The organism is Blastopirellula marina (assembly GCF_002967765.1).
GTDB classification, from domain to species: Bacteria; Planctomycetota; Planctomycetia; order Pirellulales; family Pirellulaceae; genus Bremerella; species Bremerella marina_A.
Genome location: NZ_PUHY01000005.1, coordinates 113,706 through 131,747, shown reverse-complemented (window position 1 = coordinate 131,747; position 18,042 = coordinate 113,706). Strand labels below are relative to the sequence as shown.

Sequence of the window (18,042 nt, the reverse complement as noted above, 5' to 3'; positions counted from 1 at the left end):
AGGAAGATCAACTCACGATATCATAGAAGTGATCTCTGTTCGAGTATTTCGGCCGTCATCCCATGAATCGCCTCGCACCTTACTTGTTTGTCGTTTGTATCCTCGGCCTTTGCTGGCAGGGTATGATGGGGCTGCACGAATTGGGGCACGTGATCGCCGGGCTGGCAACCGGCGGGTCAGTCGAAAAGGTCGTTTTGCATCCGTTGGCAATCTCGCGCACGGATGTCTCCCCCAATCCGCATCCAACCATCGTCGTGTGGGGAGGCCCACTTGCTGGTGTCATTCTGCCCATACTCGTCTGGTTGGCGATTCCGGGACGCTCGGGCTGGAGTAAGGGAATCGCTCAGTTCTTTGCTGGTTTCTGTTTAGTTGCCAACGGAGCGTACATTGGCCTCGGTTCATTCGCACGGATCGGGGATACCGGCGAGATGCTGAAGCATGGCTCGCCGATTTGGCTGCTCTGGCTGTTCGGCCTCGTTACCTTGCCGCTTGGCTTCTGGCTATGGCATCGCCAGGGTGAACCGAGGCAACTTTTCACAGTCGAAGCGGTTCCGGCGAAAGCTGCTTGGATTGCGCTGGCGTGTCTGACGGTGGTCGTCGCGACAGCGTCTATTCTGTCTCCTGCATAACCAAATTGTTTTGCAGAGGTTCTCAAAATGTTACTCTGAATGGATCCACTGGAGTTACTTTCCATGATTCAGCTAACACCGAAATCTGGTTTCCCTTGCTTTCTCGTCGCCGGACTTTTGCTGGCAACATATATGCAACTGAACTGGGCATTGATCATATTATGGGGAATGGGGTTCGGACTCTTCGGTGCCTGGGGATCGCTGCTGATACTGGATCGTGAAAGAAGAATGCAGCCACTTCGCCAGCCCGTTCTCATCTACTTAGTAGTGGTGCTACGTATTGTGGGAATGTTAACCGGTTTTGGGCTGCTGTTCGCCAGTGTCGCGTTGACAGGAGAAGGTGAAAACGAGAGTGATCCGCTCACGTCGCTTTCGATCACGTTCCTCTTTGGCTGTGTCGTCGCAATCGCTTTGGTTGGGCTAATCGCCGTCATTCTTGACTTGGCTGGCTACATTAAGCTACAGCCAAACGAAAGCAGATGAGAAGGCGATTGGATCTGATGAAACCGAAATACACGTTTCTGTTGACGCTACCTCTAGGATTAGCGATCGGAATCTATTTTGGTTCAGCGTTGGAAGATACGACGTGGTGGACACCGCTAACGATGATGATCGTCGTCAGCCTGTTTGCGGCCTACATCAATTGGCTCAGCTTCTACGACCATCTGTGTTGGAATCAGACGATGTTTCCACCGAATTTCAAGGCGTTCATCCATGTACCAACCATGATTATGTCGATTGGTGGAACCTTCTCAGGTGCTTTCTTCTTCGCCATTATTCGCTACTCAGGTCCATTCGAAGACTTACTAGCGATGGCGTTAATTGCGATCGTTGTCGTCACCTTCCTGGGAATCGCTGCCAATCTACTTTTAGGGGCGTTAGCCGTGATCCTTGATGTAGCCGGCTACTTCGCCCCTCAAGCAAGCGAAACAGGTTCGCCCACGTAACTAGATACTCTCCACATCCCCGGTAAACTCAGCCGGGTTGGCAAAACAATCTTGGTAAAGCTCGTAGCACGACGCAATCGACTCTGCCATTTCCCCGGCGGCTTCCAAGGTATCTTCGTAAGCTTCGCCATCTTCGATCAGAAAGTATTCGATAAAGAACTTCAGCGTGCGACCAAGCTGGATATCGTACGCTTTCGGCGGAAGCGCCATCGGTCGCATTTGGATTTCGCGCCCGCTGCGTGCCCAGTCCCGAACCCACCACGCTAGAAACTCGATGCTGAGCCACGCTTCAGCCGAACGATCGAAGATCACTTCGGTCTGAATCATCACTTCATTCTCGCGACCACCTTCGGTGCGCATGATCGCTACTTGCGGCAGATCACCGAACTCGCCGGGTAGTGACAGATCGCTGACATCGATCCCGGCCAAAGGCTTTGGACTGCAGAAACATCCAGCAACGCCAGGCAAAGCAGAAATGGCGTCCACGAGTGCTTGAACTGGGGGAGGTAGTTCCATGGATTTCGACTTTCGATAAGGCATGAAGGGTGATTAGAAACGCCAACATACCATGATCCCATTTCGGAATCTCCTCAAAAATCGACCGCCAAATGCCAAGGGATCTTTTCCTGGGAAGCCTTGTTGAGCACCCTAATCCAATCTTCTAATTCTTCCACGATGCGATCCGTATCGGGCATCGTCGCTGGATGGGCGAGCAGATGATCACGTAGCGTTTGAACGGTTTGAAGTCCCTGCAGCGACGAGAACCAGGTTTCCTCTGGCAACTCGACTTCGCTCGGATCGACGCCCAGATCTTCCAGAAATCCTGCTCCTTCTTCGGGATCTTGGCTAAAGAACTCCATCAACGGCACGACATCGATCGTCTTCGCGAGGCGTGTGAGAAGCGGTTCTCGCTCCGACAGCATCCGCCCGTTAACCTGAGAGTCAAACCCAGGGATCTCGCGATGTAGCACGATGAAAAGCTCTGGCATCCATCCGCCTCAGTTCGAAGGACCGATTATTGCAGGGAATCCGATAGCTTCATCAGTGTATCAACGATCTTTACGGTTGCCTTCTCTTCGACATAATTTGTTCCCAGCCAAGTCTCGTAGCCCCCTAATCGGTGCTGTTCCGGGGTTGGCAAATAGCCAAACGAACCGTTGGCCAGCTCAATTGTGAACGCATCCTTAAAGGGGCTGCGGCTTTTAATTTCCAGTCCCGTCTCGGTGAACGTTTCAAACGGAATCGCGGTGATCCCCAGATCACCGATCCGCAGCACTTGCAAAGGAACGTCAACGGAATCTGGGGCATCCTTCAAATTGTCGATCCGTTCGGCATAGATCATCTCGCGACGGTGCTGGGTGGGTTCCCCTTCCGCCTTGGCTTTGACAGCGGCAAAATGCTTCTTCATTTCTTTCGTCGGCTTGCGAACTTGCAGGGGTAACGCGGTCGCGGCTGCCGCCAGGGGAACCCATTCGTGAAACGTGATCTTCTCGTTAGCAGCCGCAACCTTCGTGGCGACCTTATCGGCGACTTCCTGCATTTTCTCGTAGGGACCGTATCGCTTTGGATTCTTGTCTTGGAAGTTGATGTTGTTGACGTCGCCGCTGGTCCCGTTAGATAGCATGCCGACGAACGCTGGAGACTGGTCGCCCGCGCCGAGCTTCTCTTCAATGAACTTGCCGAAGTAGGCAAAGTAGTCGCCTGAGACCTCTCCGTTAGGCACCCCGCCAACATAATGCAGCGAGTAGTTCGCCAGCAGAGCGATTGGTTTCCCTTCGGTGCTTTGGACCGTGATAAAGCTGACTTCCGGATCGGTCGGGCCGGCTGGCCGATCCAACGCCGCGCTACCGCGAGGAGGATTCATCCGCACGCGATCGACACCGCCGAATGGGTTCGTCGTGTGCGCCGAGTCCTTCATGTACCAGCGGCGATTAAACACTTCGCTCGGTTCTTCTGCCGAACCCCAGCCAATCATCGCTGGCTCCAACTGATTGGTCGCTCGCCGCACACCGTCGGCAATTCGCTGCACGATAAACTTCTGATAATCGGTGAGTTCGGCTTGGGCGAGCATCTTCGATTTTCCGCGAGCCGTGGTTGCCGAATGCGTATGCGTTGCCGCCATCAACTGATGCGATGCTGGGATACCGGTCGCTTCCTCCACTTTGGCCTTCGCCTCGTCGAATACTTGCTGCGGAATGCCTACGTTATCGCACAGCACAATCGCGAGCTTCGTTGCGCCGTCGTCTAGCACCAAGCAGCGGGCAAACAGTTCATCGTGAATATGTTGTGCCGGAACAGGCACCCAGTTTCCCACGATCAATTCGCCCAGCGGAGGTGTAATGTTGCTGGTCGCCGCGCCAGCTTGAAATACTTTGTCGGCCGCACGAAGCGGAGCCGTGCCGAGAAGCAGAACACCAACAGCAAGAACGAAGATCGCGAGCAAAGATCGAAGCATAAGTCCGTCCAAGTCAATGAAGGGAGGTGAGGCGGGTGGGCATCGCAGGGTGGGATCGCTTCAAACTATCCGATCCCGAACCGATGTCAAGAAAATGTTTTCTACCTCAAGTGGGGCGTCGGCAACGAAGCACGATGCTTCGCCGCAATTGAACGATCACCTAGCTTCGCGCAAAATAATATCCAGCACCCCACCATAACTCTCCCACCTAACCACAGCCTGCCTAAGCATGACCCATTCACTCGATCGTCGTATGTTTCTCTCCGGTCTGGCAGGCTTGCCGCTAGTCGCCGGAACCACTCACTTGATGGCGACAGAGACAACGCCGCTTCACTTGCCGACCGATCCGAGTCGCGGCATTCGCGAAGGATGGACCATCGCTGTTTTTCCCGATACGCAGAACTACGCCAAGTATGGGAAGAACCAAGTCAACTTCGAGCGGATGTGCCAGTGGGTGGCTGAGCATCTCGATGCCTGGCGGATCAGCTTGGTGATGCACGAAGGGGACTTCGTCGAACAGAATAATATTGCTGAAGGAGGTGGCCGCGGCTGGGGAGACCAGCATTCTGAGTCGCAGTGGGAAAGTGCCAAGCGAGCACTTAGCAAGCTGGAAGACAAAGTCCCTGTTGTCTTCGCTACTGGAAATCATGATTACGGGTTCCGCAATGCCGAAACCCGTGAAACCCAAGTCAACGATTACTTTCCCTTGAACGGCAACAAGCTAGTTTCGGACGGGCAGGGGGGTGGCATTCTGATCGAGACCGGTAAAAACGGACTCGGCCAGCACAGTCTAGAGAATGCTGCCTACGAAGTCGCGTTACCCGATGGCCGTAAGCTATTGGTCATTGCTCTCGAATGGGGACCACGCCGCGAGGCAGTTGCCTGGGCAAAGGAATTAGTCCATCGCGAAGCGTATCGCAATCATACAGGCATGTTACTGGTGCACGACTTCGTCACACCAGAATCGAAACGTGACGGACAAGATGGAAACCGCAAGCGAAGTGGTAACCCACATACCTACCCAACAGGGAAACAAGGGAACACGCACGACGGGGAAGATCTGTGGCAATCGCTCGTCCACGATGCTCCACAGTTTCAATTGGTGCTCAACGGGCACGAGATGGGAAGCCACGTCGGTCGGCGTGTCGATCCGAACGCCTTTGGAACACCGGTCCATCAAATGTTGTTCAACGCCCAAGGACTTGGTGGCGGATCTGCCGAGAAAGGGAACGGTGGCGATGGCTGGATGCGATTGCTAACGTTTGAACCAGATGGTGTGACGTTAACCGTGCGGACCTTCTCGCCCCTTAAGATGGATGCCGGAAAGTCCCCTTGGTGGAATCATCCGTCATGGTGCTTCACGCTGCCGCTGAAGCCGGCCTAGGGATTACCTAATGACCCATCCAGCAGGCACAACATGCCTCGACGCATCGAGGCATGCTGTGGTTCTGGTGGTTAACTTAGTGCGTGAACGCGAGCTGTTCTTCTGTCGGAGCGTCGAACTTACCGGCATGCTTCTGACAGTACTCGATCGCCCGCTGCATGTCTTCCAGCAACAAGGTCGCCAGATCGCGGCTTACTCCGTGGCGAACTAAAATTCGCTGGATCGCCAAGTCTTCACGATTTGCTGGTAGCGAATAGGCAGGGACCTGCCAGCCACGAGCCCGCAAACGATCGGCCACGTCGTACAGCGTGAAACCATGTTCTTGATCTTCGGTCAGCTTCCAACAAATCGCCGGAATTCCGGCGTGGGCACTGCCGTCAAAAATAACTTCAAACGGGCCAAGCTTGCCGATTTCATCTGCCAGGTAACTGGCCGTCTCGTAGCAAGCCGATTGAATCTTGCGATAGCCTTCCTTGCCAAGGCGTAGGAAGTTGTAGTACTGGCATACAACCTGACCACCGGGACGCGAGAAGTTCAGCGCGATGTCTCGCATGTTCCCACCCAGATAGTTAACCCAGAAGATCAGGTCTTCCGGCAGGTCCGCCGACTCTCGCCAAATCACCCAGCCAACTCCCAGAGGCGCCAAACCAAACTTGTGACCGGACGTGTTAATCGATTTCACGCGTGGTAAGCGGAAATCCCACTTCACTTCGGGTGCACAGAACGGGGCGAGGAAGCCACCACTAGCCGCATCGACGTGAATCGGAATATCGTGGCCGACCGCATCTTCGTACTCGTCCAATGCCTTGGCGATAGCTTCGACCGGTTCGTACTGACATGTAAACGTCACGCCCAATGTGGGGACGACACCAATCGTGTTTTCATCGCAACGTTTCAGCACTTCGTCCGGCGTGAGGATCAAGCGATCCCCTTCCATCGGCACTTCGCGGAGCTCGATATTCCAATAGCGGGCAAACTTGTGCCAGCAGATTTGAACCGGGCCAGTAATCAGATTGGGACGTTCGGCCAGCTTACCTTGTTTCTTGCATTTAGCTTGCCAACGACGCAGCATCGCCAAGCCGCCTAGCATGGCCGCTTCGCTGGAACCGGTAGTCGAACAACCAATAGTGTTGGCTTCCTCCGGCGAGTTCCACAGATCGCCCAGCATGTGGACACAGCGTGCTTCAATCTCAGCCGTTTGTGGGTACTCGTCCTTATCGACAATATTCTTGTCGAGGCATTCATCCATCAACTTATGAACTTCCGGCTCCATCCAAGTTTGGCAGAACGTGGCCAGATTCTGACGCGAGTTGCCATCGAGCATCAGTTCGTCATGGACGACACTGTAAGCGTGGCGAGGATCTTGCTCGTGCTTAGGAAAGCGATACTTGGGAACGCTCACCGATAAGTTGACCGAAGCGTAAACGTCGTCCTCGATCTTCCCGCGAATCGAGTTCTTGTCGTGCAGAGCCATTATCGTCCTCTCAATTGTTATAAACGGTTTCACCGAAACCGCTGTCTGCGTTGCTGCCTGGCCGCAGGGCCGAAAACCACGATGAATCTCCTGGGCAAACGTAGCTCCCAGGTAACCGCCGGACCGAGAAAACGTGACAAAGTTTTTGATGCCTCGAAACGAGGCGTGCGTATGAGCCCCTTTCGAAGCACACGGTGATACGGCTCATGATTCCTTCAGCTTCGCTATCTACACTTATCCTGTAGCGAATTCATGTCCGATCCGTCCAGCAAATCGTTCTTACTCATGACGGTTGTTCGTAACGATCCGCTTTGCTTCTGCCTCCGCCATTGATTCTCGGTCGGCAATGCGGTGCTGACTGTGTAGTGCCAAGCGTCAGTGCCAACATTCAGCGCCGCAGTGAGAGCTGTCGACGAGCATCGTGTTGGGCTGGAGCATGATTGGTGAATTAGTATTGACGATTACTCTGTCAACGATCGCGGCGATCATTTCATTCTGGCGAGTCGCCTCAATACACCATGTGCTGACCAAGGGTAACCGCTTAGAAGCGACGATCACCCACGGCGAACTCCGCAAATATGGGGTACGGGTTCAACTGGCATACGAATAACTGAATCGAACCTACACGTCTGACTTTTGTTGACCACGACGGAAGCCAGCGAAGCACTTCGGGTCGCGGTGAAGATGGAAGTAGCCGTTGCTTCACACAATCCTCGTCGGGCGTTTGTCGTGAAACCATTTACAACCTGAGTCGGTTCGAGATGATAGCGTACTTACGGCTTTCGCTTTGGCAAGCTATTTTTTAACTTCTGTATTCCATGCGACGTCGCCTTGGTTTTGATAAGCCACAACTCCTTCAGGCGAGGCATATTGAACAGATACTTGAGGCCTTCGTCACCAAACGATGTATTCGCCGCTTTAAACGTGGATAGGCTCTGCAATTTGGCAACCGACTTAAGCGACTCATCACTCAGTTGCGGACAGTCCGAGACATCAAGTGATTCAAGATTTTGTAGCGACTCTAACTGTGCCATACCATCGTCTGTAATCATGTTCTCGCTAAGATCAAGCCGTTTTAGATTCCCCAACAGTGACAATGATTTCAGATGCTCGTCGGTGATTCCAGTCGCCGTCAATTGAAGCGACCACAGATCCTTCGCATTCACTAAAGCAGTCAAGCCAGAGGGGGATACTCTCTGCAGGCCCGATAATTTGAGTTCCATTAGTTGTGGTAGCTGAACAATTCCTTCTAGTGCCTCATCGTCGATCTGACAGGGAGTGCGATGCATTTTCTCTTCCAGCTCATGGCCTTCAAAATCATAATACTTTTGCTCTTTTCTATCCGATCCAACAACAACGGTTTGCATATGGGGACAAAACTCCAGGAGCTTCCAATCGTCTTCCTGAAACCGATCGTCCCACGAAATCTCAGGCCCATGCATCGTTTCACGCAATGCGAAAGACGCGTTACGATCTTGATACGCTTGTTCAATCACGGAAAGTTGACGCGCATGAACACCGTAGATTGCAAATAAACTTGAAGTGGTCATACGTGTGCCATGCAGACTCATCGATTTGAGTCGCGTTAACTTTTCTGGAGCGACAAGTCCGGCATCGCTTACCAGCACCTCGGTCAAATACAGATGGGTCAATCGATTGGCAAGTAGCATTTTACGGAGTTGATCGTCCTGCATGGCACTTCGATAAACCGCAAGGTGAGTGATCGTAGGATGATCCCAAAGGAAATCGGCCCAGGCATCTCCTTGTAGTTCGATCAGCGTAAGCTTGTTTCCGGTAAAGCGATCTCGAATCCACTGAAGACTTTCCTGTGATAAGCCTTTGCAACGCAGCGACTTCGTTTCATAACTGGGCAGTGTGGAAAGATGGTCGATCCCCGTATCGGTCAGCTCAAACGGGCCTTTCCAATAGGCATCAGTATTGACGCGCAAATCTGTGAGATTCGGCATTCCTCGCAAATACAAAAGCCCGTCTTCAGTAATCTGCGTACTCTGAATGTTTAGCGATTCCAGCTTACGAAGATTTCCCACATACTTCAGGCACTCATTGGTTACATTCGTCCCTTCAATTCTTAGCTCGCGAATCCTTGGCAGTTCGTACAAGACGATAAACCCACGATCGGTGACCGCGGAAGTCGAAAGATTAAGCTCCTCGAGAGAAGAAATCTCGCGCAGCAATTTCAGATCATCATCTTCGATATGACGGTGATTCATATTCACTTCGATGATTGATCGGAAGTAGAAACTGCCAAACGCCGTATTCAACCAATCAGGTCCCCAGTTCTCCCAGCGAACGCTTCCGTTTCTTTCGACGATTTGATTCGCTAACTGATGCTGCCGGTATGAAGCGCTCACTCGCCAGCGAATAAGCCCGAAGCAAATCGCTGCCAATGTGCAAAACAGCAGCAAGGTGCGAAGTCGGTACTGGCGAAAACAGCTAGGCAAAAAAGAGATCCTAATCTACTTCAAGCGGTGGCTAGACAATACAAAGAATTATCGATCTCGGACACAACTACTTCGCAGTAACGGGATTGTTTACGACCGGAAGCGAGTTCCTTAAATCGCGTATACCTTTCGTGGTGATGCCGGGGCCGCGAAAATCGACGGTGACCAGGGCAGGCATTCCGTGCAGATGTCTCAGACCTTCGTCGCCGAGTGGCGTGAGTTTTGCCGTGATTGTTTTTAAGCTGGTCATCTCGCGAATCGATTTGCCCGCTTCGCTGTCCAGTCTCAAGCAGACCGACAGTTCTATGTTCTCAAGTTTGGTAAGAGACGTTAGATGCTGCATGCCCTTAGAGGAAAAGCCGTTGCCAGAGAGGTTCAATCTCTGCAGTTGGGTCAGGGAGCCGATCGGCGCGATATCTTTGTCGGTGAGGCCTGCGGAAGTAATTGTCAACGCGCGAAGCTGCTTAGCATTGGCTAGGGCGGTAAGCCCCTTTGCCGAGAAGTCTTGCACACCAAGGATTTGCAGATCGCTCAGCGCCGGCAGTTGAGTCAATCGCGACAAGCTTGCATCATCAAGCTGAAGTTCCGGTCCTCCATCCATTTCTTCGTTGACGACCTTGGCCTCAGCGAAAACACCGCGAGCACCGGTTGGCGATTGAATGTAGAACTTCTCCATGTTGGGCACATGCTCGACGAGCGTCAGATCTTGGGAGTCAAGCTTTCCGATCCACTCGACGCTGGGGCCAACGATGGGCCGATTGAAGTAGATACTCGTTCGATCATGAACGTTGTTCGAATAGATACTGACTTCACGTGCTTGCGATCCGTAGATTTCAAAGACGCCAGCAGGGGTAACCTTCGTGACGGCAAGATGTAGTGATTTCATGTTAGTCAATTGCTTCGCCGCAATCAGTCCCTCATCGCTGACCGGCGTATTGCTAATGGACAGATATTGCAGACGATTGGACAGCATCAACTCACGAAGCTGCGCATCGCTCATCTCCGCGTGGACAATGTACAAAGACTCCAAGGTAGGATGATCCACCAGGAATTCCGCCCAACGATCGCCGTAGGGACGTTCGATCCGCAACTCTTTCACATCGATTCGTTCATGAATTAACGAAACCGTGGCATCCGTCAGGCCAAGCGTTATGAGGCTTTTGAAGCTGAGTCGAGGGATCGTAGCAAGATGTTCGATGCCTTCATCATTGAGCCACATCGAGAGTAACAATCTTCGCAGCCTAGTCATCTCCCGGAGATGAACTAAACCTTTGTTAGTGAACTGGCTATGCTTGATATCGAGTACTTCAAGATTTCGCAGTTTCCCAACACTGGCCAACCCATCATCGGAGACACGAGTGCTCCATAACGAAAGCTTCCGTACTCGCGGCAACCGCTCCAAGACTTTGATTCCGCGATCGGTAATCGGATTGCCGGCGATGTAGACCTCTTCGAGCGTCGAGATTTCGCCCAGCAGCTTAATGTCGTCGTCCGAAACGTTGTCGTGCTCCCAATGGACGGTAACAATCTCCGAAAAATACCGACTTCCAAAGGTTTCATGAAGCCACGCTGGCCCCCAGGTAGACCAACTAACATCTCCCCGTTTCTCGGCGATCTGTTCTGCTAATTGATACTGCAAGTCGATCCAAGTCATATGCCATCGCCACAGCCCGAAACAGACGGCTGTCAGAGTGCAGAACAGCAGTAGTGTACGAAGGCCGAATTGACGTAAGAAGCGTGGCATTGATGTTAGGGGGCTGAACTCAAGCTGGGTAACGACCGGAGCAATTTTGCCTTTCCATCATCCGTGCAGTCGGTATTGTCACAAAACACCTGGGTTAGGGCAGGCATTCTATGGAGGTGTTCTAATCCTTCATCATCAATCTGCAATTCGACTAAATAGAGAGACTGTACAGCACGAAGTTTACTTATCCAGTGAAGTGTCTCATTGGTAAGACGCGTACAGCCAGAGATCTTGAGCCAGGTTAAAGCTTGAAGCGATTGAAGCGACTTGGCACCTTCATCACGGATGAGGTGACTCGACATCGATAAACTAACGAGATTCGTCATTTTGCCAATCACCACGAGATGCTCATCGGTTAGTGGCATCGCCCCGAAGTCCATCCCTTCAAGACGATTCGTCTCTGCCAAAGGAAGAAGCCCTTGCGGGGTAATCTTGAGTTGGCCATTAAGCGTCAAGTTCTTCAGTTCTGGGAGCGATGCCAAGATCCGCATAACATTGTCATCAATCTCGCAAGACATTGGTGGCTTGTTCTTGGCTAAAGTCCGCTCGAATACATCTTGATTATCCCATCGATGGATCTCCAGTCCACTCAACCTGGTCAGGTACGTCAATGCCTGCCAATCGTCAGCTTCGAACGATCCAGTCCAGATAGAAATCAGGCCATTTGGTGCGCAACGAATCGCGATCAATGCTTCATCCGTTCGTGTCTCCAAGCGGATGCCACCATAGATTGCATCGGCTCCATAAATCTTAAACAGTCCTTGCGGTGTCACGTTGGTTCGATTCAAATCAAGTCGACTCATATTCTTAAGACTGAGTGAAGAGACGAAAGCCGCATCACCGATGGGGACGTCACTTAGAATCAGCTCTTTCAGGTGATTTCCGCGCAGGACGTTGCGTAATTGTTCGTCCGTTATTTTTCCCCCGGTAACGATCAGTGCTTCTAAAGTAGGAATCTCCAGCAAATCGCCGTCTGCCTGATCTGCTTGCGGCTGGATCAACTCGAGCCTCTTGACGGGCCACCTTTCTTTAATCTGTCGGATGCCTTCCGCCGAGATATTCTTGCATCGCAGCTTATCGCATTTCAGATTTGGAATGCTTGCTAAATGAGAAATCCCAGCGTCCGAGATTGGCATCCCGCATTCCAATGCCTTTAGCTTTGGCAAGCCACGGAGGAACTTCAAACCCTCTTCGGTCATCCGCGTATCATCGATTTTCAAGACCTCCAGATTCTTGAGGCCGCCGCCGACATATTCTAGAGTCGTGTCGGTCGTGGGCGTATCGGAGATCGAAAGCTTGCGTAAGCGGGGGAGTGCGAGCAACGCTTTCATGCCGACATCCGTGATTCGATTGCCGGAAGCATCCAATTCTTCCAGCGTTGGAATTGCCCTGACCATCATCAGGTCTTCGATGTTGATACGTCTTTGATTCCAATCGACCGCAACGATCGATTGGAAGTAATGACTGCCAAACGTACGATGCAACCACTCTGGGCCCCAGGTCTTCCAGCTTACGTCACCCCGTCGATGCGAAATCCTTTCCGCCAATTCGTGCTGTGAGTCGACCCAAGTCATATGCCATCTGACCGTACCGAAGCAGACGGCTGCCAGAGTGCAGAACAGCAGCAGCGTACGAAGGCCGAATTGACGTAAGAAGCGTGGCACTGGTGTCTGATCGTGAAGTTGACGGTTAATTGATCGGAATGGCGCCGTTGATGACGCGAGCCGGCTGCGTGGGGCGTTGCCAAATCATATTATTATTAGCTTGGTGATTCATCATATAAAGATTCGGATTGGCCTTTTCCAATTCGGGACTTATCGCCCCAATCTTGGTTCCCGAAACATCGAGATACTTGAGGTTCTTCAAGGGAATCAGCCACGCCATGGCTTCGTCGTCGACTTCGTGGCAGTCGGTCAAATCCAAATGGGTTAGCCTCGTCAGGACGGCGAGCTTCCGAATTCCTGCACTCGTGATGCGATTGCCGGTCAGGTCCAATTGTTCCAAAGACTTCAGCTTGCCGATTGTGTTCAGATGCTCGTCTGTGAGCTTCGTCGATCGCAGTTCCAACGTAGTGAGGCTCGTGAGCTGATCAATTGGACGCAGACCTTTTACCGAAAGCCGATCCGTGCCGGTGATCCGTAGCGACTCCAAACCACGCATCTGGGCGATCATCTTCATGTAGTCATCATCGACCTTGCAGCAAAGATCGTACTTCCGGCGAGCCTCGGTATCGTCGCCAAAGTCCAGACGAGGATTCGGAAGCCGTAAGCCAGTGATCGCTAACTGTTTGATTTCCCCGCAGTTATCCAGGTGCTGTAAGTCGGCTGGATCGAACGAACCCATCCAATAGCAATCGGGGCCGTACGCAGCGCCCGTCAGGCTGACTTTAACAACTGGCTGGAACGGATCGACGGCGACGGAAACAAATTGCGAACCTGGCCCCAAGTTCTCCAGAATCGCTTGCGCACTGATCTTCGTTCCAAAGACGGTGAAACGCGTCATATGCATTCCTTCGAGACGAGGAAAAAGTGCGGCATCGCCGACTGGTACATCCTCGAGATGCAGACTATCGAGTCGATTGGACAGCAGTAGCTTTCGCAGTTGCGAATCGCTCATTTTGCCCTGATAAACCTGAAGTGCACAGATCGTCGGATGATTCAGAAGGTAAGATGCCCATTGGTCACCGGTCGGTCGCCGTACGATCAGGTTTTCGACATGAATATGCTGTTGAATTCGTTCAAAGCTTGCGTCGGATAAATCATTGGCTCGAATGGTGTGCATTTCGACACTCGGCAGCGACGCGATCCCTTCGATCCCAGCATCGTCGAAAACCCAATCGTGCAGCAGCCTTTTAAGCTTTGGTGATCCATTCAGCAGATTAATTCCGGCTGGGGTCATTTTGGTTAGAGAGAGATCGAGGACTTCGAGATCTCGCAGTTTGGCGACCGACTTCAGTGTTTCGTTGCTTAACTTTGTGTTCCAGATTGCTAATTTGCGAATCCGTGGCAAGTGCTCCAGAACTTTCATCCCTTCATCCGTAATCTTGTGATTCCCCGGAACGTACAGCTCTTCCAGCGTTGGGATCTCGCGCAGCAACTGCAGGTCTTGATCGCGCAGATTCTTGTGCGAAAGGTCGACCGCGATGATCTGTTGAAAATAGTAGCTAGTAAACGCATCGTGCGCCCAGCCTGGCCCCCAAGTTCTCCAACGAACATTTCCATTACGGTCCGCAATCTGCTTCGCAATTACATGTTGCTGATCGACCCAAGTCATATGCCATCGCCACAGCCCAAAGCAAACCGCCGCAAACGTGCAGAATAGCAGCAGCGTCCGCAGACCGAACTGGCGAAGAAAACGAGGCATTACTTTTCCTTTTGGAAACAACTGGGATGAGGATCAGTACGGAACATCACCAGAAGCTACCACCTTTGCTGGGCAAGGAATCTCGGAGGGCATTCAGCGCTGCCCGAGTATGGCGTGATCCAGAGATGTTCACATTGAGCAGTCCAGGCATTCCATGTAAATGCTTGAGTCCTTCGTCGCCAATCTTGCTACCTCGGCACTTCAATGTTTGCAGTTTCTCCAGCTTGGCGACCCAGCGCATCGCCTCATCGGTAAGCTGCTCGCATCGGTCGAGTTCTAAGAAAGTCAGCCTTCTTAACGAAGTAATCGCCCGGAGGCCGTCGTCGGTGATCGGATTGTCGTAAAAACGCAAGCTGGTCAAATCTTTCAGCTTGCCGATCTCCATCAGTTCGTCATCGTCAACCCCACCTTGCACGATGAAAAGACTTTCCAGATCTTCGCAATCCGCCAGGTGCGCGTAGCCAGCAGGCGAGATATTCTGTTCCCCAGAAAGGATCAACGATTTGAGCTTCGGTAACTGCCCGAGTGCCTTCATCCCGCGGTCATCAATTGGGCAATGAAACGTGACGTTCTCTAACGCTTTCATCGAACCAAGGAAATCAGGATCGACATCCTTCGGCAGCCATACGTCGCATGTGAACGATGTTGCCAGTTGACATTCCGCGAAATACGGCCACATCTCGCTCGTCACATGACCATGCCACCCGAAGCGTGCGCCTGTGGCACCATCTTTCACGACAATCGACGTCGGATCGATCGACACCTGCGAGGCGTTCGATCCTAGTTTTTTCAAGAACGCACGTGGGGTAATTTCCGTCTGGTAAAGGTTTAATCCTCGTAATTTTCCTCCGCCAACCGGCAAAGCCAGGCCTTCGTCGGTGACCGGCACACGATGGATATTTACATAGGAGAGCGTATTGGCCAGCAACAAATTCCGCAGCTGTTCGTCGGTCATCGCGGCAAAACCGACATCAAGCGACTGTAAGAAGGGATGCCCGATGAACCTTTCCGCCCATGCTTCTCCCTTCGGATGCATCACATGCAGGCCAATTAGCTTTCGCTGGTTTGCCACCCACTGCAAACACGCGTCAGAGAGTCCGCGGCACTTGACTCCTTCGAGTTCAATATTCGGAATCGTTGCCAGATGGCCGACTCCTTCATCGGTAAGCTCCAAGCTGTGCCGAAACAACTTCAGCTTTGGTAGACCACGTAAATGACGAAAGCCTTTCTCGGTCACTTCGGTTGCATGGATATCGAGCGCTTCGAGATTCTTTAGTTTCCCGATCGTCTCCAGGCCACGATCGGTGAGTTTCGTTCGCCAGACCGCCAATCGCTTGAGTCTCGGCAAGTCGGCCACCACCTCGATACCTGCGTTCGAGATGCGTGTGCCTGGCACGTACAGTTCCTCCAGCGTGGTAACCTCGCGGAGGAGTTGCATATCCTCGTCATGAATTTTTTTGTGATGCCAATCGACCGTAATGACATGCGTGAAGTAATGGCTTCCGAACAGGTCATGCACCCAAGCCGGCCCCCAAGTCGCCCAGCGAACATTTCCTTTGCGATCCGCAATTTGCTGCGCGATCTGGTACTGGTGATCGACCCAGGTCATGTGCGATCGCCACAGACCAAAGCAGACGGCCGCCAGCGTGCAAAATAATAGCAGCGTCCGCAGACCAAACTGGCGAAGAAAGCGAGGCATCGCGCCGCTCATGAAAGAGAATTGGGTGGAGAAGGGATCGGATAGTTTCGACCGTATCAAATGCACCCAGCCATAGCAAACAATTGACTACGGATCTTATTTCTGCCGCTATACTACCTTCTATCTCAAGCGGACTTTCACACTTGGCAACGCCTCCTGCAGCCGCAGCAAATCGGAAGGCGAACGACTGGTATGACGAATACCAAGCTCGGTTAGATTCGGCATTTTCCGCAAATAGCTAATCCCCTCGTCCGTTAACAGCGATCGTCCGATCGTTACCGTCTCCAGACCTTCCAACTTCGCTAACTCCGCCAAAATTTGGTCATCAACTTGTTCCGAGAAGTCGATTTCAAGCGCTTTTAGATTTTTCAAACCGATCAAACGTTGAAAGCCTTCGGATGTGACATTCGAGTCAGGCCCAAGGATAAGGGCCTCCAGCGATCGAAATTCACCAATTGCCGCCAAGTGCTCGTTCGACAGTTTTCCGATGTCTAACCGAAGAGACCTCAGCGTTTCGCGGTCCTTCATCGTCAATAAGCCTACAGATGTGAACGGCTGGTCTTTTCCAATGACGATGATCGTGTGTAACTCCTCTTGCATCGCCAGCTTATGCCAATCGGCATCTTTCAGCGTGCCCTGAATCCAAACCCGCTTGAGCAGCGTTTTGTCAGGCAGATGACTCAGGTCGACAACGTCTTGCTTCGCGACGAGACTCAACGTCGTGGTGTTCTGAATACCATCCAGGCCTGAAATTCTCTCCATCACAACCTTGCCGGAATACACAACGTTTATCCACGGCATGCCATTCTCTAACATCCGAACGCTAACGTCGTTAATGTAGATTTGCTGAGGATCTCGTGCGGCGAACTGGCGAAGAAATTCGTCGGCGGTGATCTCCGTTCCGCTGAGTAGCAAGTTGCCCAAACTTTTCTGGACGGCGAGCTCCGGTAGGATCTCATCCGAAACGGGCACGTCCTTCAAACGGATAAGGGTGAATTGCTTGGAAGCTAACATCTGCTTGAAAGAAGCACTGTTTGTCCTTGATTGATGCCCGACAATCTCTGTCATCGTGGGATGAGAAATCAAATGTCGCGGCCAGTCGGCGTATTGCGTGTTTTCGATCGTTAACTGGGTAAACGAAATGTTTTTCAGCAGCGCGAAGCCTCGCTCGGTAAGCCCGTTTACCTTTAAGTCACGAATCTGAAGTTTGGGAAGTTGCGCAATCGCCGTTACTCCATCATCATCGAGCAAGAGTCGATGGTGCAATTCCCGTAGATTCTTAAATCCCACCAACTTAGTCAGCCCAGCTTGGGTTACTTTGGTGTCCTTCAGATCGAGTGCCTCCAACGCTTCAAGATGGGAAAGTTTGGACAACCCCTCATCGGTAACTCCAGTGCCCCAAAGCGACAAGCGGCGAACATGCTTTAACGTTCGCAGGTGATCGAGCCCCTGATCGCTGATCAACGGATTGCCAGCCAGGTAAAGTCGCTCAAGCGCCGGCAAGTCTCCAAGCAGCGACAACTCTTGATCCTGTTGACCACGCATCTGCAGATCAACCATCACCAGTTCCGTGAAGTAGTAGTCGCCCACCACATCTCGTAGCCACTTCGGCCCAGACGTCTGCCACTGAATCCGCGCATTCCTTTCCAGCAGCTCCTTCGCCACCGCATGCTGACGATGAATCCCGTCCATATGCCACCGCAACAGACCAAAGCAGACCGCTGCCACAAAGCAGAACAATAACAACGTGCGAAGACCAAACTGGCGAAGAAAGCGGGGCATCGTGCCGCTCGTGAAAGAGAATTGGGTGGGGAAGGGGATCTGATAGTTTCGACCGTATCAAATGCTTCAACAGCAGGCAAACATTTCGCGGTGCGGCAACTTG

Annotated in this window: 15 protein-coding genes; 5 read left to right on the top strand and 10 right to left on the bottom strand. The window is 52.2% G+C overall.

Features of this window, described 5'->3' with window-relative positions; translation table 11 throughout:
- Window positions 1-62 precede the first annotated feature (62 nt).
- From C5Y83_RS04625 to C5Y83_RS04615, 3 genes are all read left to right on the top strand, one after another.
- Window positions 63-629, top strand: a complete 567-nt coding sequence (locus tag C5Y83_RS04625) for a hypothetical protein (RefSeq protein WP_105328490.1) — start codon at window positions 63-65, stop codon at window positions 627-629.
- A 63-nt stretch (window positions 630-692) separates the two neighbouring features.
- Window positions 693-1,112, top strand: coding sequence for a hypothetical protein (locus tag C5Y83_RS04620; protein WP_105328489.1), 420 nt, complete (start codon window positions 693-695; stop codon window positions 1,110-1,112).
- Complete coding sequence (locus C5Y83_RS04615) at window positions 1,109-1,576, top strand: hypothetical protein (protein WP_146117626.1); 468 nt, start codon at window positions 1,109-1,111, stop codon at window positions 1,574-1,576. Before C5Y83_RS04620 ends, C5Y83_RS04615 begins: the two co-directional genes overlap by 4 nt.
- Here the strand turns inward: C5Y83_RS04615 and C5Y83_RS04610 are convergent, their stop codons facing one another.
- From C5Y83_RS04610 to C5Y83_RS04600, 3 genes are all read right to left on the bottom strand, one after another.
- Complete coding sequence (locus C5Y83_RS04610; protein ID WP_105328487.1) at window positions 1,577-2,092, bottom strand: hypothetical protein; 516 nt, start codon at window positions 2,090-2,092, stop codon at window positions 1,577-1,579.
- Window positions 2,093-2,166: 74 nt separating this feature from the next.
- Window positions 2,167-2,565 carry a hypothetical protein gene (locus C5Y83_RS04605; protein ID WP_105328486.1) on the bottom strand — a complete coding sequence of 133 codons (399 nt, stop codon included), beginning with the start codon at window positions 2,563-2,565 and terminating at the stop codon, window positions 2,167-2,169.
- A gap of 26 nt (window positions 2,566-2,591) precedes the next feature.
- A complete protein-coding gene (locus tag C5Y83_RS04600; RefSeq protein WP_105328485.1) occupies window positions 2,592-4,031 on the bottom strand; it encodes a neutral/alkaline non-lysosomal ceramidase N-terminal domain-containing protein in 1,440 nt (479 codons plus the stop codon).
- A gap of 229 nt (window positions 4,032-4,260) precedes the next feature.
- Between C5Y83_RS04600 and C5Y83_RS04595 the strand changes: the two genes are divergently transcribed.
- Window positions 4,261-5,415 (top strand): metallophosphoesterase, encoded by a 1,155-nt coding sequence (locus C5Y83_RS04595; RefSeq protein WP_114304671.1) that lies wholly within the window; start codon window positions 4,261-4,263, stop codon window positions 5,413-5,415.
- Window positions 5,416-5,491: 76 nt separating this feature from the next.
- Here the strand turns inward: C5Y83_RS04595 and C5Y83_RS04590 are convergent, their stop codons facing one another.
- Window positions 5,492-6,889: a glutamate decarboxylase gene (locus C5Y83_RS04590; protein WP_105328483.1), complete on the bottom strand. Its 1,398-nt coding sequence runs from the start codon at window positions 6,887-6,889 to the stop codon at window positions 5,492-5,494.
- Window positions 6,890-7,325: 436 nt separating this feature from the next.
- Between C5Y83_RS04590 and C5Y83_RS29315 the strand changes: the two genes are divergently transcribed.
- Window positions 7,326-7,499: a hypothetical protein gene (locus C5Y83_RS29315; protein ID WP_158262231.1), complete on the top strand. Its 174-nt coding sequence runs from the start codon at window positions 7,326-7,328 to the stop codon at window positions 7,497-7,499.
- A gap of 163 nt (window positions 7,500-7,662) precedes the next feature.
- On the opposite strand, the gene C5Y83_RS04585 is transcribed toward C5Y83_RS29315, so the two are convergent.
- The 6 genes from C5Y83_RS04585 to C5Y83_RS04560 form a co-directional block, all read right to left on the bottom strand.
- On the bottom strand, window positions 7,663-9,351 hold the full coding sequence (locus tag C5Y83_RS04585; RefSeq protein WP_105328482.1) for a leucine-rich repeat domain-containing protein: 1,689 nt from the start codon (window positions 9,349-9,351) through the stop codon (window positions 7,663-7,665).
- Between the two features lie 67 nt (window positions 9,352-9,418).
- Window positions 9,419-11,005 carry a hypothetical protein gene (locus C5Y83_RS04580; RefSeq protein ID WP_105328481.1) on the bottom strand — a complete coding sequence of 529 codons (1,587 nt, stop codon included), beginning with the start codon at window positions 11,003-11,005 and terminating at the stop codon, window positions 9,419-9,421.
- A 95-nt stretch (window positions 11,006-11,100) separates the two neighbouring features.
- Window positions 11,101-12,759, bottom strand: coding sequence for a hypothetical protein (locus C5Y83_RS04575; RefSeq protein ID WP_105328480.1), 1,659 nt, complete (start codon window positions 12,757-12,759; stop codon window positions 11,101-11,103).
- Window positions 12,760-12,784: 25 nt separating this feature from the next.
- Entirely contained in the window at window positions 12,785-14,458 is a 1,674-nt protein-coding gene (locus C5Y83_RS04570; RefSeq protein ID WP_105328479.1) for a leucine-rich repeat domain-containing protein, read from the bottom strand.
- A 46-nt stretch (window positions 14,459-14,504) separates the two neighbouring features.
- Window positions 14,505-16,157, bottom strand: coding sequence for a leucine-rich repeat domain-containing protein (locus tag C5Y83_RS04565; protein WP_158262230.1), 1,653 nt, complete (start codon window positions 16,155-16,157; stop codon window positions 14,505-14,507).
- A gap of 120 nt (window positions 16,158-16,277) precedes the next feature.
- On the bottom strand, window positions 16,278-17,939 hold the full coding sequence (locus tag C5Y83_RS04560) for a hypothetical protein (RefSeq protein WP_105328477.1): 1,662 nt from the start codon (window positions 17,937-17,939) through the stop codon (window positions 16,278-16,280).
- Window positions 17,940-18,042 lie beyond the last annotated feature (103 nt).

Bases quoted from the DNA above. Each gene is read 5' to 3' on its own strand.
- C5Y83_RS04625 (WP_105328490.1), top strand. From the start codon at position 63: ATGAATCGCCTCGCACCTTACTTGTTTGTCGTTTGTATCCTCGGCCTT.
- C5Y83_RS04620 (WP_105328489.1), top strand. From the start codon at position 693: ATGATTCAGCTAACACCGAAATCTGGTTTCCCTTGCTTTCTCGTCGCC.
- C5Y83_RS04615 (WP_146117626.1), top strand. From the start codon at position 1,109: ATGAGAAGGCGATTGGATCTGATGAAACCGAAATACACGTTTCTGTTG.
- C5Y83_RS04610 (WP_105328487.1), bottom strand. From the start codon at position 2,092: ATGGAACTACCTCCCCCAGTTCAAGCACTCGTGGACGCCATTTCTGCT.
- C5Y83_RS04605 (WP_105328486.1), bottom strand. From the start codon at position 2,565: ATGCCAGAGCTTTTCATCGTGCTACATCGCGAGATCCCTGGGTTTGAC.
- C5Y83_RS04600 (WP_105328485.1), bottom strand. From the start codon at position 4,031: ATGCTTCGATCTTTGCTCGCGATCTTCGTTCTTGCTGTTGGTGTTCTG.
- C5Y83_RS04595 (WP_114304671.1), top strand. From the start codon at position 4,261: ATGACCCATTCACTCGATCGTCGTATGTTTCTCTCCGGTCTGGCAGGC.
- C5Y83_RS04590 (WP_105328483.1), bottom strand. From the start codon at position 6,889: ATGGCTCTGCACGACAAGAACTCGATTCGCGGGAAGATCGAGGACGAC.
- C5Y83_RS29315 (WP_158262231.1), top strand. From the start codon at position 7,326: ATGATTGGTGAATTAGTATTGACGATTACTCTGTCAACGATCGCGGCG.
- C5Y83_RS04580 (WP_105328481.1), bottom strand. From the start codon at position 11,005: ATGACTTGGATCGACTTGCAGTATCAATTAGCAGAACAGATCGCCGAG.
- C5Y83_RS04570 (WP_105328479.1), bottom strand. From the start codon at position 14,458: ATGCCTCGTTTTCTTCGCCAGTTCGGTCTGCGGACGCTGCTGCTATTC.
- C5Y83_RS04565 (WP_158262230.1), bottom strand. From the start codon at position 16,157: ATGCCTCGCTTTCTTCGCCAGTTTGGTCTGCGGACGCTGCTATTATTT.
- C5Y83_RS04560 (WP_105328477.1), bottom strand. From the start codon at position 17,939: ATGCCCCGCTTTCTTCGCCAGTTTGGTCTTCGCACGTTGTTATTGTTC.